General features: G+C 67.3%; 21 protein-coding genes, 7 pseudogenes and 1 other annotated feature. Of the genes and pseudogenes, 8 read left to right on the top strand and 20 right to left on the bottom strand.

The annotated features are described in order from the left end of the window. Positions 1-19: 19 nt before the first annotated feature. The 8 genes and pseudogenes from JHW48_RS00855 to JHW48_RS00820 form a co-directional block, all read right to left on the bottom strand. Positions 20-431 (bottom strand): annotated as a pseudogene (locus tag JHW48_RS00855) (IS3 family transposase); the annotation flags it as partial. A gap of 29 nt (positions 432-460) precedes the next feature. Further along, complete coding sequence (locus tag JHW48_RS00850; RefSeq protein WP_419182423.1) at positions 461-592, bottom strand: transposase domain-containing protein; 132 nt, start codon at positions 590-592, stop codon at positions 461-463. Beyond that, positions 592-768: a transposase domain-containing protein gene (locus JHW48_RS18615; protein WP_419182398.1), complete on the bottom strand. Its 177-nt coding sequence runs from the start codon at positions 766-768 to the stop codon at positions 592-594. The genes JHW48_RS00850 and JHW48_RS18615 overlap by 1 nt, the downstream gene beginning before the upstream one ends. A 124-nt stretch (positions 769-892) precedes the next feature. Beyond that, positions 893-1,225: an IS66 family insertion sequence element accessory protein TnpB gene (gene tnpB / locus JHW48_RS00840; protein ID WP_272835683.1), complete on the bottom strand. Its 333-nt coding sequence runs from the start codon at positions 1,223-1,225 to the stop codon at positions 893-895. A 14-nt stretch (positions 1,226-1,239) separates the two neighbouring features. Beyond that, complete coding sequence (gene tnpA, locus JHW48_RS00835) at positions 1,240-1,662, bottom strand: IS66-like element accessory protein TnpA (protein WP_239441404.1); 423 nt, start codon at positions 1,660-1,662, stop codon at positions 1,240-1,242. A 66-nt stretch (positions 1,663-1,728) separates the two neighbouring features. Then, positions 1,729-1,863 (bottom strand): annotated as a pseudogene (locus JHW48_RS00830) (DDE-type integrase/transposase/recombinase); the annotation flags it as partial. Positions 1,864-1,906: 43 nt separating this feature from the next. After that, positions 1,907-2,021: a sequence feature (AL1L pseudoknot), on the bottom strand. Beyond that, a pseudogene (locus tag JHW48_RS00825) lies at positions 1,982-2,344 on the bottom strand (transposase); the annotation flags it as partial. It overlaps the preceding feature by 40 nt. A 313-nt stretch (positions 2,345-2,657) precedes the next feature. Next, a pseudogene (locus JHW48_RS00820) lies at positions 2,658-3,345 on the bottom strand (IS3 family transposase); the annotation flags it as partial. Here JHW48_RS00820 and JHW48_RS18610 point away from each other — a divergent pair. Together JHW48_RS18610 and JHW48_RS18605 are read left to right on the top strand one after the other, a co-directional pair. Further along, positions 3,328-3,720: an IS110 family transposase gene (locus JHW48_RS18610; RefSeq protein WP_119885265.1), complete on the top strand. Its 393-nt coding sequence runs from the start codon at positions 3,328-3,330 to the stop codon at positions 3,718-3,720. The pseudogene JHW48_RS00820 and the gene JHW48_RS18610 overlap by 18 nt on opposite strands. Positions 3,721-3,774: 54 nt before the next feature. After that, positions 3,775-4,182: a transposase gene (locus JHW48_RS18605; protein WP_419182422.1), complete on the top strand. Its 408-nt coding sequence runs from the start codon at positions 3,775-3,777 to the stop codon at positions 4,180-4,182. Positions 4,183-4,236: 54 nt separating this feature from the next. Here JHW48_RS18605 and JHW48_RS00815 read toward each other — a convergent pair. From JHW48_RS00815 to JHW48_RS00790, 6 genes and pseudogenes are all read right to left on the bottom strand, one after another. Continuing rightward, positions 4,237-4,902, bottom strand: a pseudogene (locus JHW48_RS00815) (transposase); the annotation flags it as partial. A gap of 92 nt (positions 4,903-4,994) precedes the next feature. Further along, complete coding sequence (gene pdeM / locus JHW48_RS00810) at positions 4,995-5,651, bottom strand: ligase-associated DNA damage response endonuclease PdeM (protein WP_119885263.1); 657 nt, start codon at positions 5,649-5,651, stop codon at positions 4,995-4,997. After that, a complete protein-coding gene (locus JHW48_RS00805; protein ID WP_119885262.1) occupies positions 5,648-8,029 on the bottom strand; it encodes a ligase-associated DNA damage response DEXH box helicase in 2,382 nt (793 codons plus the stop codon). The genes pdeM and JHW48_RS00805 overlap by 4 nt, the downstream gene beginning before the upstream one ends. Then, positions 8,026-9,576 carry a cisplatin damage response ATP-dependent DNA ligase gene (locus JHW48_RS00800; protein WP_119885261.1) on the bottom strand — a complete coding sequence of 517 codons (1,551 nt, stop codon included), beginning with the start codon at positions 9,574-9,576 and terminating at the stop codon, positions 8,026-8,028. Before JHW48_RS00800 ends, JHW48_RS00805 begins: the two co-directional genes overlap by 4 nt. Continuing rightward, a complete protein-coding gene (locus tag JHW48_RS00795) occupies positions 9,573-10,565 on the bottom strand; it encodes a ligase-associated DNA damage response exonuclease (RefSeq protein ID WP_119885260.1) in 993 nt (330 codons plus the stop codon). The genes JHW48_RS00800 and JHW48_RS00795 overlap by 4 nt, the downstream gene beginning before the upstream one ends. An 18-nt stretch (positions 10,566-10,583) precedes the next feature. Further along, positions 10,584-11,303: a helix-turn-helix transcriptional regulator gene (locus tag JHW48_RS00790; protein ID WP_119885259.1), complete on the bottom strand. Its 720-nt coding sequence runs from the start codon at positions 11,301-11,303 to the stop codon at positions 10,584-10,586. Between the two features lie 62 nt (positions 11,304-11,365). On the opposite strand from JHW48_RS00790, the gene JHW48_RS00785 reads away from it, so the two are divergent. Further along, positions 11,366-11,932 carry a glutathione S-transferase family protein gene (locus JHW48_RS00785; protein WP_119885258.1) on the top strand — a complete coding sequence of 189 codons (567 nt, stop codon included), beginning with the start codon at positions 11,366-11,368 and terminating at the stop codon, positions 11,930-11,932. Here the strand turns inward: JHW48_RS00785 and JHW48_RS00780 are convergent. The 3 genes from JHW48_RS00780 to JHW48_RS00770 form a co-directional block, all read right to left on the bottom strand. After that, on the bottom strand, positions 11,929-12,819 hold the full coding sequence (locus tag JHW48_RS00780) for a DMT family transporter (protein WP_119885257.1): 891 nt from the start codon (positions 12,817-12,819) through the stop codon (positions 11,929-11,931). The genes JHW48_RS00785 and JHW48_RS00780 overlap by 4 nt on opposite strands. Before the next feature lie 126 nt (positions 12,820-12,945). Beyond that, a complete protein-coding gene (locus JHW48_RS00775; protein ID WP_119885256.1) occupies positions 12,946-13,245 on the bottom strand; it encodes an HU family DNA-binding protein in 300 nt (99 codons plus the stop codon). 146 nt (positions 13,246-13,391) lie between these two features. Further along, the gene (locus JHW48_RS00770; RefSeq protein WP_119885255.1) at positions 13,392-14,876 is read right to left on the bottom strand and encodes an AMP nucleosidase; all 1,485 of its coding nucleotides are present in this window, start codon (positions 14,874-14,876) and stop codon (positions 13,392-13,394) included. 93 nt (positions 14,877-14,969) lie between these two features. Between JHW48_RS00770 and JHW48_RS00765 the strand changes: the two genes are divergently transcribed. The 3 genes and pseudogenes from JHW48_RS00765 to JHW48_RS00755 all read left to right on the top strand — a co-directional run bounded on the left by JHW48_RS00765 (position 14,970) and on the right by JHW48_RS00755 (position 18,060). Next, on the top strand, positions 14,970-15,821 hold the full coding sequence (locus tag JHW48_RS00765; protein WP_119885254.1) for an SDR family oxidoreductase: 852 nt from the start codon (positions 14,970-14,972) through the stop codon (positions 15,819-15,821). Positions 15,822-15,870: 49 nt separating this feature from the next. Beyond that, complete coding sequence (locus tag JHW48_RS00760) at positions 15,871-17,094, top strand: UbiH/UbiF/VisC/COQ6 family ubiquinone biosynthesis hydroxylase (protein WP_119885253.1); 1,224 nt, start codon at positions 15,871-15,873, stop codon at positions 17,092-17,094. Between the two features lie 55 nt (positions 17,095-17,149). Further along, a pseudogene (locus JHW48_RS00755) lies at positions 17,150-18,060 on the top strand (glutaminase). 4 nt (positions 18,061-18,064) lie between these two features. Here JHW48_RS00755 and JHW48_RS00750 read toward each other — a convergent pair. Further along, positions 18,065-19,486 carry a UdgX family uracil-DNA binding protein gene (locus JHW48_RS00750; RefSeq protein ID WP_119885252.1) on the bottom strand — a complete coding sequence of 474 codons (1,422 nt, stop codon included), beginning with the start codon at positions 19,484-19,486 and terminating at the stop codon, positions 18,065-18,067. Then, positions 19,486-20,718: a putative DNA modification/repair radical SAM protein gene (locus JHW48_RS00745; protein WP_119885251.1), complete on the bottom strand. Its 1,233-nt coding sequence runs from the start codon at positions 20,716-20,718 to the stop codon at positions 19,486-19,488. Before JHW48_RS00745 ends, JHW48_RS00750 begins: the two co-directional genes overlap by 1 nt. Before the next feature lie 151 nt (positions 20,719-20,869). On the opposite strand from JHW48_RS00745, the gene JHW48_RS00740 reads away from it, so the two are divergent. Both JHW48_RS00740 and JHW48_RS00735 read left to right on the top strand, forming a co-directional pair. Beyond that, positions 20,870-21,460 carry a LolA family protein gene (locus JHW48_RS00740; RefSeq protein ID WP_119885250.1) on the top strand — a complete coding sequence of 197 codons (591 nt, stop codon included), beginning with the start codon at positions 20,870-20,872 and terminating at the stop codon, positions 21,458-21,460. An 80-nt stretch (positions 21,461-21,540) separates the two neighbouring features. Next, positions 21,541-22,785: an MFS transporter gene (locus tag JHW48_RS00735; RefSeq protein WP_119885249.1), complete on the top strand. Its 1,245-nt coding sequence runs from the start codon at positions 21,541-21,543 to the stop codon at positions 22,783-22,785. Between the two features lie 10 nt (positions 22,786-22,795). On the opposite strand, the pseudogene JHW48_RS00730 reads toward JHW48_RS00735, so the two are convergent. Next, positions 22,796-23,618: pseudogene (locus JHW48_RS00730) on the bottom strand (IS5 family transposase). Between the last annotated feature and the right edge of the window lie 32 nt (positions 23,619-23,650).

Here is a 23,650-nt window from a genome sequence, read left to right as displayed (position 1 = left end):
ACCCATTCGAGCGTCGCATATGCGCAGAGCTGCTGGCGCGCCAGCCAACGATCTTACAGGCATAGGCATCGATGAATGAGGAGGGTCAGAAAACAGTCCAGTGGACTGTTTTCCCGACGAATGGCGACATAGACGAAGCCCTTCCATGTGGCGACATAGGTAAAATCGTCGTCCATTGGGCTTGAACCAATGGCGCCACAATGGACGACCCCACAGCATGTTCGGTGCCGGGACACGGAACTGGCGGTTCACCTTGTCCGGCAGACACGGCGCCTTCCTGTCAGGGATCGTCGTCCGATGCGGCTTTCCCCTGATAATGCCTGAATACCCACGTCTTTCATCAATCTCGCAATTGTGTAGCGGTCTACATCGAAGCCCTCACGACCTAGCCGCCGCCAGACTTTCCGAACCCCATAGACCCGCCAGTTCTCTGTAAGAGGCGGCGCCGCCTCACCTGGTTTCAGCTTGACGGGTTGAAGTTCCAGGGCAGCAGGTCGTCGATCTTTGCCTGAGGATGGCCGGCTGCCACCGCTTCCAGGGTTGCCTTGAGGTAGGCGAAGGGTTCGACGCCGTTGACCTTTGCGGTGGCGATCAGGGATGCGATGCGCGCCCAAGATCGGCCAACGCGGTTTCCAGATCCTCGAAAGCCAGCTGACGCTCGTCGTCGTTCAGCTTCTCGGAGCGTTTGCCATGCAAGACCTGGTTCAGCTCGGCGATCAGATGCTCCAGCCGCCGGTTGGTTTCCTGCAGCGCGTCCCGTTCACGCAAGCGACGGCAAGAGCAGCGGCGCGCTGGCTTTCGGGGATGGCGGACAGGTCGATGGACGGAGCGGCGGACATGAAGTCATCATACCCTGATCCGACTGTAGTTGAACGTTTTTATTGCATTCAGGTCATTCTGCAACGGCTGGCTTTGGGGTCTCCAGAGGCCGGATCCGCCGCCAGTCGAGGCCGGCAAAAAGCGCCTCGAACTGCGTTCGGCTCAAGGTCATGGCCCCGTCCCGGATGGCCGGCCAGGTGAAGCTGTCGGCCTCAAGGCGCTTGTAAGCCATCACCAGCCCGCTGCCGTCCCAGAACAGGATCTTCAGCCTGTCGGCGCGCTTCGAGCGGAACACAAAGATCGTGCCGGTGAAAGGGTCTTCCGCCAGCATCGACTGCGCCAAGGCTGCCAATCCGTCGTGCCCCTTCCTGAAGTCCACCGGCTTGGTCGCCACCAGGATCCGCATGCCCTGCGACGGCATCAGCACGGCGCGGCTCCAAGAGCACGGACAATCTCGGCCAGCCGAACGGCGGGCGTGTCCGCGGCCAGCTCAAGCCTCACCTCCCCGATAATGATCCTGATCCCCTCGTCCGCAGCGCGCCCGTCGTAGGAATGGACAGCAGGCGGTGTATCGCAAACCACCAGCGACGCAAAGACCGGCTCTTCGGCCAAGATGGCTGGCAGCACCAGCTTGCCCTGCTTGGCCAGCCGCCGCCACGCCGATACCTGGTTCGGCTGCACTCCATAGTGATCCGCCACTGCGTTTACCGTGGCCCCCGGCTGCAGTGTATCGGCGACCACCCGAGCCTTCACCTCATCCGGCCACCGCCGATGACCAGAGGCATAAATCTCCACGCCCAGGGAGGTGAGAAACGAATTCTTGGCACACATTGCGAAACGCACTCCCCATCAGCCGATGAAAAGGACTTCGCAGCAGCGCGTCAGCCACGCAACGTGGGGTTCAGACGCCGCGTTCGCCTTGCCGCGGCGCCAGACGGCCATCATCAGAGCATCCATGACCAGCGTGGCATCCCTCTCGGCCTTCGTCGACCAGCCGACCACGCGGCGGGAGAACAGGTCCAGGACTGCAGCGACATAGAGCCAGCACGGGGCGATCGGCAGGAGGCTGCAGATCGGCCTTCTCTATCGGGGTCGGACCGATGGCGTCGCGATGGCCAAGCCCCGTGCGCATCCCGTTGCGCGTCGATGAAACCCACCGTCACTTCGACCGACGGTCGAGCTCCGCCATCGCAAAATATGCTGACGCCTTGCGAAGGATCTCGTTCGTCGGGAAAACAGGCCGCCGGACTGTTTTCTGATCCTCCTCACCCTGGCGCAGCTCGCGGTTCTCGCATTCCAGCGCCTTCACCTTCTCGGACATCTCGCTGGAGATGCCGAGACGTTTGCCGCTATCAACCTCGGCCTTCTGGACCCAATCGTTCAGGGCCTGCGGCGCACAGCCGATCTTCGTCGAAATTGACATGACCGCCTGCCACCGAGATCCATGCTGACCCTCATTGTCCCGAACAAACCGCACCGCGCGTTCACGAACTTCTGAGGAAAATTTGTTCGTTGTCTTGCTCATGATGCTCCATCCTTGTCTGTGCAAGGCCGGGCATACTGGGACCTGAAGTTGGGACCCCGTTCCATCCCAGGGAGGACGATCCCGCTGAGTAGCATGGGGCCTATCTGCGCAGCCGCCACGTGAACCTGAACAGTTGCAAGTGGCGCTTTAGTGCCGACCCCGCAGATCAAGGACAGGACAGTGAATTTGCCCCACACCTATATCGGCGTCGACGTCGCGAAAGACTGGATCGACGTGTTCGACCCTATACGCTCCCGGCATGAAAGGATTCCAACTGGACCTGCGCCGGCTCTGTTCCGGTCAGGCGCTCATGTTAAGCGGCCCTTTGTTCGAAGGCCACGGGTGATTTGCAGCCGAGGGCTGAGTGTTTCCGGCGCGGATTGTAGAAGCCGTTGATGTATTCGAAGAGGGCGATCTCGACCTCGCGACGGGTTTGCCAGTTGCGGCGCCAGACGAGTTCGGCCTTGAGCGACTTGAAGAAGCTCTCGACGGCGGAATTGTCATAGCAGTTGCCTTTCCCGCTCATCGACACCTTGAACCCGTGCTTGCGCAGCAGCTTCTGATAGTCGTGAGCGCAGTATTGCGACCCGCGATCCGTGTGATGAATGCAACCTGGTGGTGGCCTTCGGATCGCGATCGCCATGTTCAGGGCCCGCAAGGCCAGATCCTGCTTCATGCGGTTGCTGATGGCCCAGCCCACGACCCGCCTTGAGAAGAGATCGATGATCACGGCCAGATAAACCCACCCCTCGCGCGTCCAGAGTCGCCATTGTTGCGCCATCGGTCCGAGCGACAATGGCGACGGTGATGTCACCAGCCCCCTTCTGGTTCGGCCCGCTCGCCGTGAAATCCTGCTGCAGGAGATTGGGCGCGATGTTGAAGGCGTGATCGCTGTCGGTGGTGCGCCTGAACTTTCGGCTGCGAATGCCATATCCGGTCTCCTTGATGACGACTATCGCTCTCAAAAGACCGGAACGAAACCGATGCAGGTCCAATCCGACAGCAGGTCGTTGCGCAGGTTCGCACTTGCCGCTGGCCAATCCATTGTCGTTCTCGAGGCGTCAGGTGGATATGAGCGACCGATCATCGCAGCCCTCTCGGAAGCTTGGGGCCAGGCGGCTTGCGTGAACCCTCGGCAGGCCCGAGAATTTGCTCGTGCCACAGGGCGTCTGGCCAAGAGTGACCGTGTCGATGGGCAGGCTCTGGCCGAGATGGGGAGAGCGCTCCAGCTGGTTCCAGCTCACCCTCACTCTGCCGAACGCCAGCGTTTGTCTGACCTGACCGCCCACCGCAACGACATCACCGCCATGATCGTCGCAGAGAAGAACCAGTTGAGAATCACACAGGACCAATGGATCCGACGCAGCCTCCTATAGCACATCCGGGCCTTGCAGGGCGGCCTGGCGAAAGTCGAAGCAGAGAAGGAAACCGTGATCCAAAGCCAGGACGAGCTGCGCGATCAAGCGGTGCGTCTTCGCAGCGTCAAGGGGATCGGACCTGTCGTCTCGGCCACTCTGATCGCACAACTCCCTGAACTTGGTCAGCTCGATCGACGGCGGGTCGCCGCTCTCGCGGGGTTGGCGCCACACGCGAATGATTCAGGACACCAACGCGGCAAGCGCAGCATATGGGGCGGACGTGGATCGCTACGCCGGTGCCTCTATCTCGCAGCCCTCACCGCCAGCAGGTTCGATCCAGTCTTCCGGGCCTTCAAAGAGCGGCTCATCGCCGCCGGAAAAACCACGAAAGCTGGTCATCGCGGCCTGCGCCCGCAAGCTGCTGACCGTTCTCAATGCGATGACAAAGCCAGAACGCCGTATCGGGACGCCCCCGCCTGAAACACATTTGCTACTCAGGAGTTGGAGCCTCTGGCAAACCCGGTGCGGTTCAGTTCGCATCGGGACCACCGGCAGGATGCTGCGCGCCTCCAAGGCTTTGCGAACCTTGTCGAAGTCATGGCTGCGATCGGCCAGCGGGATACAAGGCTCCGGCAGGTTGTCGTTCATGACCAGAGCAAAGCCCAGGTAGCCCGATGTCTGTCCCGGCGCGATGTCCGAACTCATTGGCAGCCCGGCAGCATTGACGTGCAGGTGGACCTTGGTCGTGAAAATGGGAGGTGGTCCAGAAAACGATCCAGTGGATCGTTTTCCCACCGGACGTTCTCGAACGGCCAGAACCCTGTCTTGGTGTCCCCCTTTGGCGCCCGCTGCCTGATGAGGGGGCGGATCACAGCGCTGTCGATCATCTGGAGCGCATCCGGCACGATACGACTTTCGTTCGGCGCTTCGAGGATCTGCTCTCACAACCCCGCCAAGGTCCAGCGCCGGAACTGGCGGTAGACACTGGAACACTTCACGAACTCTTACGGGAGGTCACGCCAGGGAGAGCCGGTCCGCGCTCGGCATGGCCTTGAACCAGTGGCGGCTCATGCCTCACTCCAGAACAACGCGGTGATTTGCGGGCTTGCGTCCGTTCGGGGCGCGCACGGCCAGAATGAAGCACTCGTAAAACGCCCATTCCTCATCCGAAATCAGGTCTCGTGCCAAGCTGGCCTTCATCGCAGATACCAGCTTGAATCACGATCAGCCCACCCCGTGAATCCCTTTCGTCAACGCCGCTTAGGGCAAGACCCCGGCCCAATGGGTGGAGATCATGGCCACATGCCCACCGGCACCGGCAGGGCGCGGGCGGTGCAGGCGATGGCGATGCCCTGCGGGACCAGCGCGGCCAAGGCGCGGTCGGTGACCTCCAGCCCGCCCGTATAGGTGCCGAAGGCGGGCAGGATCAGGTGGTCGCGCCCGACCAGGAAACAGCGCCGCCGCTGTCCGGCCAGCCGGATGCAGGGGTGGTAATGCCCCGAGATGTCGGGCCCCTGCCCCGCCAACGCCTCGTGGCGCAGGGTCAGGCCGTCGCGGATCTGATCCAGGCTTTCGCCCGGCAGGCGCGCGCAGATCCGGCCCGGATCGTGATTGCCCGCCACCCAGATCCAGCGCCGCCCGGCGGCCATCGCGGCCAGCCGGGCGCAGGTCTCGTCATCCAGCGCCTGGCCCGCCGCATCGTCGTCGAAGCCGTCGCCCAGGCTGACCACGGTGCTGGGATCGGTGGCGGCGATCTCGGCCTCCATCCGGTCCAGCGAGGCGCGGGTCTCATAGGGGGGCAGCAGGGCGCCGCCGCGCCGGGCCATGCGTTCGGCCTTGCCCAGATGCAGGTCGGCCAGGATCAGCCAGCGCCGCGCCGGCCAGAACAGCGCGCCCGAGGGCCGGGCCAGCAGCGCCTGGCCCGCGAAATCGAAGGGGTGGTCGGTCACGTCTCGCTCAATCCTGCCTCGGCCATCAGGGCCGCCGCCTCGGCCTCGGCCAGGCGTTCCCGGCCTTGGCCCGCGATGGGCACGCGCCCGACCTCCAGCAGCAGCGGCGCGGCGAAGGGGGATACGCGGTCCAGCATCCGGTGGTCGCGATGCGGCGAATGGGACAGCATCTCCTCGATCCGGCCAAAATCCACAAGGCCCCGGCGCGCCTCCTCGGCGGTGATCCGCAGCATCAGGTGGTCGGGATCGTATTTCCGCAGCGTGTCATAGAGGATGTCGCTGGAAAACGTCGCCTGCCGCCCGGATTTGCGCGTGCCCGGCATGTTGCGCTGGATCAGCCCCGCGATCACCGCGACATTGCGGAAGGTCCGCTTCATCACCGCATTGCCCGCCAGCCATTCGCCCAGCCCCTCGCGCAGGCCCTCGGGGTCCAGAAGCGCGGCGGGGTCGGTCACAGGCTCCAGCGACCAGACCAGCAGCGCGTAATCGGTGGCCAGAAAGCCCAAGGGGGCCAGGCCCGCCTCCTCCATCAGGCGGGTCATCAACAGGCCCAAGGTCTGCAGCGCGTTGCGCCCCGCGAAGCCATAGAGCGCGAAATGCCAGCGGTTCTGGTGGATGAAGCTCTCGCTGACCAGCACGCCGTCGCGGGGCAGCGTGCTGACGCGGGCCTGCATGGCCAACCAGTCGCGGGTGTCCGGGGGCAGGGCGGCATGGGCGGCCGGATCGCCGATCAGCGCTTGGACCCTGTGCGACAGCTGGGTGGATGTGGCCAGCTTGATGCCGGAGAAGACCGCGATGCGCGGCTCCTTGGCGGGCTGTTTCGTCACCTCGACCGTCATCTCGCGCAGCCCGTCATAGCGGACGGTCTGGCCGCCGATCAGGAAGGTGTCGCCGGGCAGCAGCGTCGCGGCAAAGCTTTCCTCGACCTCGCCCAGGGGGGCGCCGCCGCGGCCGCGGAAGCGGACCTTGAGCATCTCGGCCTCGACGATGGTGCCGATATTCATGCGCAGATCGCGCGCCGCACGCGGGTCGCGCAGGCGCCAGAACCCGTCACGCAGCATCAGCCGCTGCCAGCGGTCATAGGCGCGCAGCGCATAGCCCCCCGTCGCCGCGAATTCCAGGCAGGCGTCGAAATCGGTCCGCGAGAGGGCGCGATAGGGGCCCGCCTCGCGAACCTCGCGGAACAGGTCGTCGGCATCGAAGGGGGCTGCGCAGGCGGTCAGCAGGATATGCTGGCAGAGGACATCCAGCGGCCCCGGCCCGCGCGGATCGCCGTCCAGATCGCGCTCGGTCACGGCCTGAAGGGCGGCGACGCATTCGATCACCTCGAAGCGGTTGGCGGGCACGATCCGGGCCTTGGAGGGCGCGTTGTAGCGGTGGTTCGCCCGCCCGATCCGCTGGACCAGCCGCTTGACGTTGCGCGGCGCGCCGACCTGGATCACCAGGTCCACCGCGCCCCAATCGATGCCCAGATCGAGGCTGCCGGTGGCCACGACGGCGCGCAATTCGCCCGCGGCCATGGCGGCCTCGACCCGCTGGCGGGCCTCGCGCGCGAGGCTGCCGTGATGCAAGCCGATGGGCAGGTTCGCGTCATTCGCGGCCCAGAGCGCTTGGAAGAACAGCTCGGCCTGGGCGCGGGTGTTGATGAAAACGATGGTGGTGCGTGCGCCCGCGATGGCCTCCAGCACGTCGGGGACGGCGTAATGGCCGCCCGCCCCGGCCCAAGGCGGCGCGCGGCGGGTGGGCAGCATGGCGATGTCGGGATCGGGGCCGGGATCGGCATGGATCACCTGCGCGCCCCCCATGAAGCGGGCCAGCGCGTCCGGGTCCTCGACCGTGGCCGAAAGCCCCGTGGCGATCAGACCGGGGGCGAGGCTCCGCAGCCGCGCTAGGCACAGCATCAGCTGGTCGCCGCGCTTGTTTTCGGCAAGCGCGTGCAGTTCGTCCAGCACCACCCGGCGCAGGCTGCCGAAGATCTGCGGGGCCTGCGGATAGGACAGCATCAGCGCCAGCGATTCCGGCGTGGTCAGCAGGATATGCGGCGGATCGACCCGCTGGCGGGCGCGCTGCGCGGGGCGCGTGTCGCCGGTGCGGTCCTCGATGCGGATCTCCAGCCCCAGATCGGCCACGGGGCGCGACAGGTTGCGCGCGATATCCGCCGTCAGCGCCTTCAGCGGCGAGACATAGAGTGTGTGCAGCCCCGGCCCCGCATCCACCAGATCGACCAAGCTGGGCAGGAACCCGGCCAAGGTCTTGCCGCCGCCGGTGGGGGCGACCAGCAGGCTGTCGCGATCCGCCTCCAGCAGCGCCAGCTGATGGGGATGGGGCTGCCAGCCCTGACCCGCGAACCAGTCCCGGAAGGCCTGGGGCAGGGTCACGGGATCATCCCGCGCAGGGTCTCGATGCGGTCGGCCTCGGGCGCGGGCTTGTCCCACCGGATGCGGCTGATGCGGGGAAAGCGCATGGCGACGCCGGATTTATGGCGCGCGGATTCGTTCAGCCCCTCGAAGGCGACCTCCAGGACCAGCTTGGGGGCGACCGCCCGGACCGGGCCGAAGCGTTCGGTCGTGTTCTGGCGCACGAAGCGGTCCAGGTCGCGCAGCTCCTCATCGGTGAAGCCGAAATAGGCCTTGCCGACCGGCACCAGCTGGTCCCCGTCCCACAGGCCGAAGGTGAAGTCGCTGTAAAATCCCGACCGCTTGCCATGCCCGCGCTGCGCATAGAGCATCACCGCATCCACCACCATCGGATCGCGTTTCCACTTGAACCACGGCCCGCGCGGGCGGCCGCCGACATAGGCGCTGTCGCGGCGCTTCAGCATGATCCCCTCGATCACCACGCTTGGCGGGTCGGCCCGCAGGGCGGCCAGATCGTCCCAGGTTTCAAACTCCAGGACCGGCGACAGGTCCAGCCGCAGATCGCCCAGATCGGCGCCCTCCAGCACCGCGCGGCGTTCGACCAAGGGCAGGTCGCGCAGGTCGCGCCCCTGCCAGATCAGTGCGTCATAGACCCGCATCACAGCCGGGTGGCTGTCCAGCATCGCCCGGCTGACCGCCTTGCGGCCGAGGCGTTTCTGCAGATCGCCGAAGGGCGCCACTTGCGCGCCGCGCCGGATCAGCAGCTCGCCATCCAGCGCGCCGTCGAAATTCAGCGCCTCGATCACGTCGGGAAAGGCGGCGGACACGTCCTCTCCGGTGCGGGAATAGAGGCGGCGCGTGCCCTGATCGTTGATCGCCTGCACGCGGATGCCGTCCCATTTCCATTCGGCGATGTAATCCCCCGGATCAAAGTCGCGCAGCTGATCCAGATCGACGGGCGTGGACAGCATCACGGGCCGGAAGGGCGCGCGGGCCGCCTGTTCGGGCCGATCCCCGCCCGCGATCCAGTCAAACAGCGGCTGATAGGGCGGGGTCAGGCCGTGCCAGATCTCCTCGAGATCCTTGACCTCGGGGGTGCCCATCTCGGCCAAGGCCATGCGGGCCATGCGCGCCGACAGGCCCACGCGCATGTTGCCAGTGGCCAGCTTCAGGAAGGCCAGCCGCTGCGACGGCCCAAGGCGGTCCAAGGCCGCCGTGATCGCCGCAGGCAGGGCCGCGCGCCCGGTATCCCGCAGCAGGGCGACCGCATCGCGCAGGGGCATGTCCTCATCGGCCTCGGCATCCCACAAAAGCGCGATGGTCTCGGCCAGATCGCCCACGAAATCATAGGACAGCGCGAAAAGCTGCCCGTCGATCCGGTCAGTCATCAGCCCGCGCAGCAGGCCAGGCGTGACGGCGCGCAGCTTCAGATTGCCGGTCAGCGCGGCCAAGGCATAGCCGCGATCCGGGTCGGGGGTCTGTTCCAGATAGTGGCGCAGGATGCGCAGCTTGGCGTTTCTGGCAGGCGTGAAGGCCAGCCGTTCCAGCAGGGTGGCGAAAGCCCTCATTCCGGCTCGTCCTCATAGCCGACAAGGCGCAGGGGGCGGGCGGTGCGGCCCTCCAGCGCGCACCAGCGCATCAACCCGTCCTCGGTGCCATGGGTGATCCAGACCTCCTCGGGGTTCAGCTCGCGGATGGTCTGGGTGACCTGCGGCCAGTCCACATGGTCGCTGATGACCAAGGGCAGCTCCACCCCACGCTGGCGGGCCCGCGCCCGGACCGCCATCCAGCCCGAGGCGAAGCCGATCACCGGGTCGCGGAACCGCTGCACCCATGCGCTGGCAAAGGCCGAGGGCGGGGCCACGACCAGCTGCGCATCCACCTGATCGGCGGTGGCCGGGACCATCGGGCCAAGGTCGATCCCCTGTTCCACGTGGAACCGGCTCAGCCGTTCCAGCGCGCCGTGGATGGCGATGGGACCGTCGATGCCCGCCTGCCGCGCCAGCGCGATGACGCGCTGCGCCTTGCCAAGCGCATAGGCCCCGATCAGATGCGGGCGTTCGGGAAATTCCGCCATGCTGGCCTTCAGGCGTTCCATCTCCAGCAGCGGGTCGGGGTGGCGAAAGACCGGCAGGCCGAAGGTCGCCTCGGTCACAAAGATGTCGCAGGGCACCGGCTCGTAGGGCGCGCAGACGGGGTTCGGCGCGCGGCAGTAATCGCCCGAGACGACAATCTTGGGCCCGCTATCCGGCATGACCGCAATCTGGGCCGAGCCGAGGATATGGCCCGCCGGATGAAAGCTGACCCGCACATCGCCGATCCGCATGACGCCCTCGGCGGGCTGGCGGCTGGCGGTGAAATCCTCGCCATAGCGGATCGCCATGATGTCCAGCGTCTGCTGCGTCGCCATGACCGCGCCATGGCCGGACCGCGCATGATCGCCATGGCCATGCGTGATCAGCGCCCGCAGCACCGGGCGCACCGGGTCGATGAAGAAATCGCCCGGCGGGCAATAGAGGCCCGCCTCGGTCGGGTGCAGGATCTGGTCGGCGCGCATGGGTCTGGGATCACCCCCCTATGAAGCAGGCTCAACGCAGGCGGCCTGCCGGTGTTCCGCCGCCCGCGCCGCCGCGTAATCGCGCACCAGCGCCACCCGGCGCGGGCGAAAGCCGTCGCCGGTCCGCGCGGCCTCGGTGATGCCCGCCGCGTGAAAGATGCGGAAATCCATCCGCATGCGGCAATGGGCCAGCAGCATCAGGCTGCGATCGGTATAGGACAGGGCCAAGGGCCAGATCACCCGATGCGTCAGCCGCCCCTGCCGGTCGGTATAGGCGATGCGCAGCGCGGCCTCGTCCCAGCAGGCGGCGCGCAGCAGGGCCAGATCGACCTGCGGCAGGGCGCGCCGCGGCGGCGTGGTGAAGGCGCGCAGGATCGCGTGCTGGGCGTGGCGGGCCTGCCCCTGGGGCAAGGTCGCGACGATCCGGGCCAGCGCGCCCTGCCCCGCCGCGACCAGCGCCGGATCGCCGATCCCCGCCAAGGCCTCGACCGACAGGCGCAGCGCCTCGATTTCCAGGCGGGAGAAGCTTTGCGGCGGCAGGGCCGGATCCTCGGTCAGGCGATAGCCGACGCCCGCCTCGCCGTCGATCAGCGCGCCGCCCGCGCGCAGGGTCGCGATGTCGCGGTAAAGCTGGCGGCGCGACACGCCGCTCTCCTCGGCCAGCCGCGCGGCGGTGACCGGCGCGGGCAGGCGGCGCAGCGCATCCATCAGGCGCATCAGGCGGTCGGTGCGGGACATGCTGCCTCGTTCTGTCAGCAGGGTGGGCGCATGGTGGCCCCGTCGACAACAGGAGGCAAGCGATGCCGACGATCTTCCATTCCCCCGACAGCCGATCGGACGGGGTCATGACATTGCTGCGCCTGATGGGCGTGGCCGATGACTACGAGATCCGCGAGGTGACCATTCCCCGCCAGGATGGCAGCGGCGCGCGCGATCCGGCCAATCCGCATCCCGAGGGCAAGGTCCCCTATCTGGTCGACGGCGCGGATCATGTCCGCGAACGGGGAGCCATCATGCTGTGGCTGACCGACCGCCATGATTCGCCGCTCGGCCGGCCGGTCGGGCACCCGCAGCGCGGGCGCTATCTGTCCTGGCTGTTCCACTATCAGGGGGTGATGGAGCCGGTGATGATCCTGGACTGGGTCGGGATCGCCCATCCCGCGATCCAGGCCAGCCTGCGCGACATGCCCACCGCGATGGCGCAGCTGGAGGCCGCGCTGGCGCAGGGGCCGTTCCTGCTGGGGCAGGAGTTTTCGGCAGCCGACATCCTGTGTTCGGGGGTGTTCCTGTGGTTCGGCGACCAGATGGAGCTGAGCCCGGCGGTCCGGGACTGGGCGGCGCGCTGCGGGGCGCGGATGGCGGACTAGCTGGGGGGCGGGCGCTTGACCGGCGGGGCCTTGGACAGCTGGACCAGCAGGATGCCGACCATGATGATGGCGACGCCCAGCACGTCGCCCGCGCCAAGCGCCTCGCCCAGCAGCAGGGCGGCGGTGGCGACCCCGAAGAAGGGCGTCAGGAAATGGAAGGTCGCCGCCCGGACCGCCCCGATCCGGCCCACCAGCAGGAACCAGACCCAGGTCGCCAGCAGCCCCGGCACGATCACCGTATAGGCGAAGGCCCAAACCAGGCGCGGCGACCATGCGACCTGCCAGGTCTCAAGGAACGGGGCCAGGATGCCCAGGGTCACGGACCCCACCAGCATCTGCAGCCCCACGACCATCATCACGTTCCCGCCCGAACTGGCGCCCCGCACGGTCAGCGTCGCCACCGCCAGGGCCAGCGCCGCCACGAAGCACATCACGATGCCGGTCACGTCGCTGCCCCCCTGCAGGCGCGCGCCCATGATGATCGCCACCCCCGCCACGCCCAAGGCCAGACCGGCCGTGCCCATGGGCCGCAGCCGTTCCCCCATCAGGGTCCAGCCAAGGGCCGCGACCATCAGCGGCATGGTCGCGGCGATGATGGATGCCAGCCCCGCCTCGATCCATTGCATCGCCGTCCAGTTCAACCCCAGATAGAGCGCGTTCTGGCACAGGCCCAGGACCACCACCGCCCGCCACTGGGCCCGGGTCAGGCCGCGCCATGTCTCGCCCATGGCCAGCGCGATGGCCACGCCCACCAGGCCCGACAGCGCGAAGCGCAGTGACAGCGCCATCAGCGGCGGCGCCTCGGTCACGATCATCCGGGTCGAGGTGAAGGCCGATGCCCACATGACCGCAAAGGCCAGCCCCATCAGGATCGCGCGAATGTCCATGCCGGGGGCCTTTCCTGCAATATCTGCAAATTGCTAGCAGGCCGCAGAGGACCGCGAAAGAGGTAAACGAAAAGGGCCGCGCCCTGCGGCGCGACCCCCTTGCATCCGGCGCATGGCGCAGCGGATTCAGCTGTTGACGCTGTCCTTCAGCGCCTTGGCGATGGTGACCTTGACCTGCTTGTCGGCCGGCTTGGTCATCATTTCCTGGGTCTGCGGGTTGCGCACCTGGCGTTCCGGGCGGGCGCGGCAGGCGATCTTGCCGATGCCGGGCAGGGTCACGGCACCGCCGGCGGCGACTTCGCGGGTCACGATCGCCACGATCGCGTCCAGGGCGGCCGAGGCCGATTTCTTGTCCGAACCCATTTCCTCGGCGAGCGTCGCCACCAGCTGGGTCTTGGTCATCGGTTTGGCAGAAGCCGTAGCCATGGTCTGTCTCCTCTTGCCCTGTTCCACCGGGCCAAAATTAGCGCCTTTCGCGGCATATCGCCTGCTACACACGGTTTTGCGCGGCAGATCAAGCCTTTTTCGCCCCGCGCGCGAAAACCCGCGTTTGCTGGCGTTTCGGCGTCACGTCACAGGAAGGCGGTCTCGCTGAAGGACCGCAGCTTGCGGGAATGGATCTTCTCCAAGGGCATCTCGCGCAGCTTCTCCATGGCGCGGATTCCGATCAGCAGGTGGTTGGCCACCTGGGTGCGATAGAAATCCGTGGCCATGCCCGGCAGCTTCAATTCGCCATGCAGCGGCTTGTCGCTGACACAGAGCAGCGTGCCATAGGGCACCCGGAACCGGAACCCGTTGGCGGCGATGGTGGCGCTTTCCATGTCCAGCGCCACGGCGCGCGACAGCGACAGGCGGTGGACCGGGCCGGAATGATCGCGCAATTCCCAGTTGCGGTTGTCGATGGTCGCGACGGTGCCGGTGCGCATGATGCGCTTCAGCTCGTAGCCTTCCAGCTTGGTGACCTCGGCCACGGCCTCCTGCAGGGCGACCTGCACCTCGGCCAGGGCGGGAATGGGCACCCAGACCGGCAGATCGTCGTCCAGCACGTGATCCTCGCGCAGATAGGCATGGGCCAGGACGAAATCGCCCAGGGACTGGCCGTTGCGCAGCCCCGCGCAATGGCCGACCATCAGCCAGGCATGCGGGCGCAGCACCGCGATATGGTCGGTGGCGGTCTTGGCGTTGGACGGCCCCACCCCGATATTGACCAGGGTGATCCCCTGCCCGTTCGGGCGCTTGAGGTGATAGGTCGGCATCTGCGGCATCTTGGGCAGGGGCGCGATCACGCCCTCCGGCCCGTCGATCACCTGGTTGCCCGGCGCCACGAAGCCGGTATAGCCCAGGCCCGGCTCGGCCAGCACCCGCCGGGCATAGGCCTCGAATTCGTCCACATAGAACTGATAGTTGGTGAACAGCACGAAGTTCTGGAAATGCTCGGGCGCGGTGGCGGTGTAATGCGACAGCCGCGCCAGCGAATAATCCACCCGCTGCGCGGTGAAGGCCGCCAGGTGCTGGCTGCCATCGGGCATCGGCCCCGCGACGCCGTTCACGATGTCGTCGTTCATCGTGTTCAGGTCCGGCACGTCGAAGACGTCGCGCAGGCTGAAGCCCAGCACCCCCTCCTGCGGGACGGCCAGGTCGCTCTGGGCGGCGACGGCGAAATGGACCGGCATGGGCGTGTCCGACGGGCCGATGCTGACCGGCACGCCGTGATTGCGCATCAGCAGGGCGACCTGTTCCTCCAGGTAGCGGCCGAAGAGGTCGGGCCGGGTGATCGTCGCGGCATAGACCCCCGGCGCCACCACATGGCCGAAGGACAGGCGGCTGTCGAACTTGCCATGGGTCGGGACGGTCAGCCGGATCTCGGGGTAGAAGGCGCGATAGCGGGCCTCGGGCTGGGCCCCTTCCAGAACGCGCATGAAATGCCCCAGCAGGAACTGCGTCGCCTGGTCATAGAGCGCGCGCAGCCGGGCCACCGCCTCGGCGGCATCGGTGAAGCTGTGGCGGTCGGCGGCATCGGGGGTGGTGGTCGGCAGGAAGCGGGGATCGGTCGTCATCGGCATCGTCCTTCTTTGCCCAAGACCCTGCCAGCGCGGCGTGCGGCAGGCAAGCGTCTGGCGCAGCCCCGCGCGCCCCGTTACGGTGCCGTCATGAAGATGCTCGTTTTCGGTCACGGCTATTCCGCCGGCTATCTGACGCCCCTGCTGACCGCCCGCGGCTGGCAGGTCACCGGCACGACGCGCGACGACCCGGCCCGGGTCGCGGCCGCCGGGGCCGATCCGCTGATCTGGCCCGGCGCCGAGGATGCGCTGCGCGCGCATATCGCCCATGCCGACGCCATCCTGGTCAGCACCGCGCCCACCGCGGGCGGCGACCCGGTCCTGGCCGCCTTTCGCGACGATCTGGCCCGGGCGCGGCCGCGCTGGCTGGGCTATCTGTCCACGACCGGGGTCTATGGCGACCGCGACGGGGGCTGGGTGGACGAGGATTCCGCTCTGGACGGATCCGGCCCCCGCGGCCAGGCCCGCATCCGCGCCGAGGGCGACTGGCAGGATCTGGCCCGCGCCCATGACCTGCCCTTGCACATCTTCCGGCTGGCGGGGATCTACGGCCCCGGACGCGGCCCCTTCCAGAAGGTCCGCGACGGCACCGCGCGGCGCATCATCAAGCCGGGCCAGGTCTTCTCGCGCATCCATGTCGAGGATATCGCCCAGGTCCTGCTGGCCTCGATCGAGGCGCCCGCGCCCATCGGCATCTACAATGTCTGCGACGACGACCCGGCCCCGCCCCAGGACGTGATCGGCCATGCGGCCACCCTGCTGGGCCTGCCTTTGCCGCCCGAGGTGCGATTTGACCAAGCGCAGATGTCGCCCATGGCGCGGTCCTTCTATGCCGACAGCAAGCGGGTCCGGAACGACCGCATCAAGCGCGATCTGGGCGTGACCCTGCGCCACCCCGATTACCGCAGCGGGCTGGCCGCGCTGCTGGCGGCGGAATCCTGAGGCCGCGCGCCGCATTGCCTTTGCCCCGCGTCCGTGCAAGCTGCCCGGCATGACACAGGATTTCGACGTTCTGATTGCCGGGGGCGGGCTGAACGGCCCGACGCTGGCCCTGGCGCTGGCCCAGGTCGGGCTGCGCGTGGCGGTGGTTGATCCGCGCCCCGCGCGGGCGCGGTCGGGGGCGGGCTTCGACGGGCGGGCCTATTCGCTGGCCATCGCCTCGGTGCGGGTGCTGGGGGCGCTTGGGCTTTGGGACCGGCTGGCCCCCGACGCCCAGCCCATCCATCAGATCAAGGCCAGCCAAGGCCAACCCGGCGAAGGCGCGGGCCATTTCCTGCTGCATTTCGACAGCGCCGAGCTGGGCGAGGGGCCCGTGGGCCACATGCTGGAGGACCGCTTCCTGCACGCCGCCCTGACCGAGGCGATGGAGGGCGCGGTCACCACCCTGCCCGGCCTGTCGGTCACCGGCCAGGAGGTCGGCCCGGCGGGCGTCACCGCCATCCTGTCCGACGGTCAGCGGCTGACGGCGCGCCTGCTGGTCGGCGCGGACGGGCGCGGATCGGGGGTTGCCACCCGGGCGGGCATCCGGCGTCAGGGCTGGGATTACGGCCAGACCGCGCTGGTCGCGGCCATCGACCATGCCCTGCCCCATCAGGGCATCGCGCATCAGTATTTCATGGCGACGGGTCCCTTGGCGATCCTGCCTTTGCCCGGCAATCGCAGCAACATCGTCTGGTCCGAGACGACCGCCAACGCCACCGCCATCTCCACACTGGAGGACGACGCCTTCCTAGAGGTCCTGCGCCCGCGCTTCGGCGATTTCCTGGGCGATCTGTCGCTGGCCGGGCCGCGCTTCACCTATCCGCTGTCGATCTCGCTGGCCGAGACCTATGCGCTGGACCGCATCGCGCTGGTCGGCGATGCGGCGCATGGGGTCCATCCCATCGCGGGCCAGGGCCTCAACCTGGGCCTGCGCGACGTCGCCGCCCTGGCCGAAGTGCTGGTCGATGCCGCCCGCCGGGGCGAGGATATCGGCAGCCTGCTGGTCCTCGAACGCTATCAGGCCTGGCGCAGGCCGGATGCGACGGCGCTGGCCTTGGGCATGGATGCGGTGAACCGGCTGTTCGCGACCGCCGCGCCGGTCGTGGCGGGGATGCGGGGCCTGGGGATGGGCCTGGTCCAGGCGCTGCCGGGCCTGCGCCGCGGCTTCATGCGCCAGGCGGCGGGGCTGGCCGTGGCGCCCATGCCACGGCTGCTGGCGGGCCAGCCGCTTTAGGCGTTTCCCGGCGGCCCGTTTCACGGCATAGGCGGACCAGCAACAGGGGGGCGCCATGACGCTGGAACGATTTCTGCAGGATCTGGACCGCGACATCCGCAAGGCCGCCGATTGGGGTAAGGTCGCCGATTACATCCCCGAACTGGCCGGCATCGCCCCCGACCAGTTCGGCATCGCGGTCGCCCTGGCGGACGGGCAGGTCCTGACCGCGGGACAGGCCGATCAGCGCTTCTCGATCCAGTCGGTCAGCAAGGTCTTCGCGCTGGCCTGCGTCCTGGGCCGCATCGGCGAACAGCTGTGGCTGCGCGTGGGCCGCGAACCCTCGGGCGACCGCTTCGATTCCATTCTGCTGCTGGAGCAGGAGAAGGGCCGCCCCCGCAACCCCTTCATCAATGCGGGCGCCATCGTCGTCACCGACGAATTGCTGCGCGGCCGCAGCCCCCAGCTGACCCTGTCCGAGATCCTGGGCTTCATCCGCACCGCCGCCGAGGATGACGACATCCATATCGACAAGGCCGTCGCCCGGTCCGAGGCCCGGACCGGATACCGCAACGCGGCCTTGGCCCATTACCTGCGCAGCTTCGGCAACCTGCGCAATCCGCCGGACCATGTGATCGGCACCTATGTCCACAATGCGCGATCGAGATGTCCTGCATCCAGCTGGCCCGCGCGGGCCGGGTCATCGCCGGGCTGTCCTGCGCGCCGGACCTGCTGGCCCCGGTGAAACAGCGGCGCATCAACGCGCTGATGATGACCTGCGGGCAATATGACGGGTCGGGCAATTTCGCCTTCCGCGTGGGCATGCCCGCGAAATCAGGCGTGGGCGGCGGGCTGCTGGTCATCGCGCCGGGCAAGGCCTCGATCGCGATCTGGTCGCCGGGGCTGGATGGCTGGGGCAATTCCCAGATGGGGACCCTGGCCGCCGAACGGCTGTCGGAATTCACCGGCTGGTCGGTCTTCGGCTGAGGTCTCAGGCCACCATCCGCGCCGCCTGCGCCAGATCGCCGCGCAGCTCCTCCAGCGCCGCGGGCGCGCGGTCCGGCGGCAGGCGCAGGATCAGGCTGGGATGCCAGGTGATCAGGACCGGGCCGCCGTCGAATGCGGTCTCGACCCTGCCCCGGCGCGGGGTCAGGGGGGCGCGATTGCCGGTCAGCGCCTGCGCCGCCGTCGCGCCCAAGGCCAAGGTCAGGCGCGGCGTGATCAGGCGACGTTCCTGTTCCAGCCACCAGCGGCACTGATCCACATGGCTGCGGTCGGGCGACTGGTGCAAACGCCGCTTGCCGCGGGGGGTGAAGCGGAAATGCTTGACCGCATTGGTCATCCAGGCGCGGTCGGGGGACAGCCCGGCCTCGGCCATGGTGCGTTCTAGAAGCTGCCCGGCGGGCCCCACGAAAGCGCGCCCGGCCAGATCCTCCTGGTCGCCCGGCGCCTCGCCCACCATCATCAGGGATGCCGCGGGATCGCCCCGGCCCCAGACGGTCTGGGTCGCGGCATGGCACAATTCGCAGCGCGTGCAGCGCGCGGCCTGCGCGGCGGCTTGGTCCAGCGTCTGCGGCGGGCTGTTATCGGGGGCTTGGCGGATGCGGGCGGTGACCTTGGGGGCAAAGGCCGGGGCCTCGGTCGCGCCCGCCTCGCGCATGGCCTGGACGCGGCGGGGGGCGTCGGACAGCATCTCGGGGATCAGCCGCGTCTCGGGCAGGTTCTTCCAGTATTTCTTGGGCATCTCGGACCGCATCGCTTGGGTCTTGATGCGCGCCGGGTTGAAGATATTGGCGAAATAGGTCTGCCACAGGCCGTGGCTGGCATCATCGGGCAGGTCGGGGCGCGGGGCCGGATCGTCATAGGCGATGGCCCCGCCGGCAAAGCGTGCCGTGCCCTCGGGCGTCGCGATCAGCCAGTCCATGTCGGCGAAGCGCTTGGCAAAGAAGGGCGTGCCCGCCTCCAGGATGGGATGTTCGGGCTCGAACCAAGCCCCGAAGGCCCGGCGCGGCCCCTCCGAGGGCAGTTCGTGGAACCGCACGAAGGCATGCATCTTGTGGATGTCGCGCCGCACCGATTTCGCCATGCGCGTCATCCGGTCCAGCATCGGATCGGCGGGGTTCGACAGGAACCGCCGATCCGCCTGCGCCCGCATCAAGGCCGCATAGATCAGCGACCAGCGTTCGGGGTCGGAATGGCTGGCGACCTGGCGGGCAAGCTGCAGGAAATCCCGGGTGGCGGTGACCGGGTGATCGCCCGGCGGCGGCGCGGGATCGGCGCCGAACAGGTCGGGCGGCGTGTCCGGATCGGCCCAGGTCACGTCCTGGGGCGCGATGCGGGCGCTGGCAAGATCGCGCGCCGCCGCCCGCCAGGCGTCGAAACGGCCAAAGCGGGGCAGCGTGACCCGGATCATCAGAACAGCGACAATTGCTCGGGCGCGGGGGCGAAGCGCGCACGCAGGCCCGCGCTGTCGGTCAGCGCGCCGGGGGACCAGTCCGGCAGCGTCACGAAGGGCTGCGCCTTGGACATGATCGCCCCCATCCGCAGCAGGTCCTGATAGCGCACCGGCCCGCTGCGCCGCGCCGCCAGGATGCGGGTGACCGTCTTGGTGCCGAAACCCGGCACGCGCAGCAGCATCTCGCGCGGGGCGCGGGCCACATCGACCGGGAATTGCGCGCGATTGGCCAAGGCCCAGGCCAGCTTGGGGTCGATGGCCAGATCCAGATTGCCCGAGGGATGCGCCGCCCCGATCTCCTCGGCATCGAAGCCGTAAAAGCGCATCAGCCAATCCGCCTGATAGAGGCGATGTTCCCGCATCAGGGGCGGCTTGATGAGCGGCAGCGCGGCCGAGCTATCGGGGATGGGCGAGAAGGCCGAATAATAGACCCGCTTCAGCTGATACCCGGAATAGAGATTGGCCGAGGTCCGCAGGATGTCGCGATCCGTCGCCTGATCGGCCCCCACGATCATCTGCGTGGACTGGCCCGCGGGCGCAAACCGCGGCGGGCGCTTGCCGGTGAAGGTCCGGTCCTTGGCGGCCTCGCGGCCCAAGCGCACATCGGCCATGGCGGCGCGGATCGTCTCGGGGCGCTTTTCGGGGGCCAGCTGGCGCAGGCTGGCATCCTGGGGCAGCTCGATATTGATGGAGAGCCGGTCGGCATAGAGCCCCGCCTCGGCCACCAGGTCCGGGGCCGCGTCGGGAATGGTCTTGAGGTGGATGTATCCCTTGAACCCGTGATCGACCCGCAGCATCCGCGCGATGCGCACCATGTCGCCCATGGTCTGGTCAGGGCTGCGGATGATGCCCGAGGACAAAAACAACCCCTCGATCATGTTGCGGCGATAGAATTCCAGCGTCAGCCGCACCACCTCCTCGGGCGAGAACCGGGCGCGTTCGACATTGCTGCTGACGCGGTTGATGCAATAGGCGCAGTCGAAGATGCAGAAATTCGTCATAAGGATCTTCAGCAGGCTGATGCAGCGCCCGTCCGGCGTATAGGCGTGACAGATCCCGCTGCCCCCCGCCGATCCGATCCCGCCCGAACGCGAATCGCGCCGGGTTGTCCCGCTGGATGCGCAGGAGGCGTCGTATTTCGCGGCATCCGACAGGATTGCCAGCTTCTGCTGAAGGGTGCGTTGTGCCATGACGCCAAGATATGTTCGCGCCTTGTTCCATGCAAGACGGTGCGGCTGAAACAATCAGCCCGGAACCGTCACGGCGGCGCGATCATTGGGGGCCCAAGCCGTCCGCCACTCGTGATGTGCAAGATTTCCAAAGAAGGATAAGAATGGCGCCATGAACATCAGATCGCTCGCCCTCGCGCCCGTCCTCGCCCTCGCCATGGCCTTCCCCGCCCTGGCCGAGAGAATCCCGCTCAACGATATCTCGCGATATCTCAATGGCCTGACCACGGTCACGTCGGACTTTACCCAGATCAACCCGGACGGCACCGTGTCCACCGGAACGGTCTATATCCAGCGCCCGGGCCGGGTGCGGTTCGAATACAACAACGACCGCACGCTGGTCCTGGCCTCGGGCGGGAACGTCGCGGTGTTCGACGCGAAATCGAACAGCGGGCCGCAGCAATATCCGCTGTCGCAGACGCCCTTGGCGATCATCCTGGACGCGAACGTCAATCTGGGCCGTCCGGGCGTGGTGACGAACCACACCGAACAGAACAACGCCACCGTGGTCACCGCCCAGGACCCGCAGCGCCCGCAGAACGGCAATATCCAGATGGTCTTCACCGCGCCCACGGAGCTGCGCCAGTGGATCGTCACCGATGACAGCGGCCAGAAGACGACCGTGATCCTGGGCGAGATGCGCAAGGGCGGCTCGATCCCCTCCTCGCGCTTCTCGATCCAGGCCGAACTGGGCCGCCGCTGATTGCATCCCCACAATTGCGTGATTGACGTTGCCCCCGACCGGGGGCAACGCTCGGGGCCTGGTCAGCCACGGTCCCGCCCATGTCCCAAGCCCGTCTGTTCACGCCCGTCCTGATCGGCGGATCGCTGATCCTGCTGATCAACTTTGCCCTGCGGGCCAGCTTCGGGATGTTCCAGATCCCCATCGCCGAGGATTTCGGCTGGCCCCGCGCGGAATTCAGCCTGGCCATCGCCATCCAGAACCTGGCTTGGGGCATCGGCCAGCCGATCTTCGGCGCCTTGGCGGAACGGTGGGGCGACCGATGGGCGATCATCCTGGGCGCGATCCTCTACAGCGCCGGGCTGATCCTAACGGCCTTCGCCACCACCCCCGCCGGCATCCAGCTGCTGGAGGTGATGGTCGGCTTCGGCATCGCCGGCACCGGCTTCGGCGTCATCCTGGCCGTGGTGGGCCGCGCCGCCAGCGACGAGAATCGCAGCCTGGCCTTGGGCATCGCCACCGCCGCCGGTTCGGCAGGCCAGGTCTTCGGCGCCCCCCTGGCCGAGATCCTGCTGGCCTTCTACAGCTGGCAGGCGATCTTCGTGATCTTCGGCGTGATCGTGCTGGGCACGATGCTGTTCCTGCCGATGCTGGGCGACGGCCGCCCCGCCACCCGGTCCCAGCTGGAGGACAGCATGGGCACCGTCCTGGCCCGCGCCTTCCGCGACCCGTCCTATCTGATGATCTTCGCGGGGTTCTTTTCCTGCGGCTATCAGCTGGGTTTCATCACCGCGCATTTCCCCGCCATGATCACCGAGATGTGCGGCCCGATCGATCCGGGCGGCATGCTGGCGGGCCTTGGCATCACCACGACATCGGCGCTTGGCGCGGTGGCGATCAGCCTGATCGGGCTGGCCAATATCGGCGGCGCGATCCTGGCCGGGTGGCTGGGCAAGCGCTATACCAAGAAATACCTGCTGGCGGGGATCTATACCCTGCGCACCATCGCGGCGGCCGCCTTCATCCTGACGCCGATCACTCCCGCGACGGTCATCGTCTTTTCGCTGGTGATGGGGGGGCTGTGGCTGGCCACGGTGCCGCTGACCTCGGGACTGGTCGCCTATATCTACGGGCTGCGCTACATGGCGACGCTTTACGGGTTCGTCTTCCTGTCCCACCAGATCGGGTCCTTCATGGGGGTCTGGCTGGGCGGGTGGCTCTATGACACGTCGGGGGATTACCTGCTGGTCTGGTGGATCGGCGTGGGCGTCGGCGCCTTCAGCGCGTTGATCCATCTGCCCGTGCGCGAGGCGCCGCTGCGCATGCCCGCCCCGGCCGCCTCTTGATCCACCTAGGTCATGTTGACAAATGGCGGACCCAAAGGCGTATCGACGTGATATCGATGAAGCCCAGGAAGCTCTCCGCAGTCTTGTCGTAACGGGTGGCAACGCGGCGGGCGTTCTTGAGCTTGTTGAAGCACCGTTCGACAAGGTTTCGAAGACGATACAAGGACCGGTCGACGGCAATACGCTTTTTTCGCGATTTGCGCATGGGGATGACGGGCAAGACATCGCGTTTTCCCATGGACTTTCGAATGCTGTCAGCGTCATAGCCTCGGTCGGCCAGCAGAACACTTGGTATCGGCAGATTGTCGGCCATGACCAGATCGAAGCCGAGATAGTCGGAGGTTTGCCCGGCGGTGATCTCCGTCCTCATAGGCAGCCCTGCTGCATTGACGAGGAGGTGGATCTTGGTCGTGAAGCCCCCACGCGAACGGCCAAAACCCTGTCGCCTTCGCCATGGGCTTGAACCAGTGGCGCCTCATGGCTCAGCCCCCTTTAGCGCCCGCTGCCTGATGATGGGCGCGGACCACGGTGCTGTCGATCATTTGCAGTGCATGCGGGACCGCGCCGCTTTCGTTCAGGGCGTCCATGATCTGCTCCCAGAGCCCCGCCAGCGTCCAACGCCGGAACTGGCGGTAGACGCTTGACCACTTCCCGAACCCTTCCGGCAGATCGCGCCAGGGAGAGCCCGTGCGCGCGATCCAGAAAATCCTATCAAGAACAAGGCGGTGGTTGGTAGCTTTGCGTCCGTTCGGGGCGCGGACTGTCAGGATGAACCGTTCAAAGAACTTCCATTCCTCGTCCGACATCAGGTCTCGTGCCAAGCTGGCCTCCATTGCAGATACCAGCTTGAATCACGCCCACACTG

This window comes from Paracoccus aestuarii, from assembly GCF_028553885.1.
Taxonomy (GTDB): Bacteria; Pseudomonadota; Alphaproteobacteria; order Rhodobacterales; family Rhodobacteraceae; genus Paracoccus; species Paracoccus aestuarii.
This window is presented reverse-complemented; position numbering and strand designations above follow the sequence as displayed.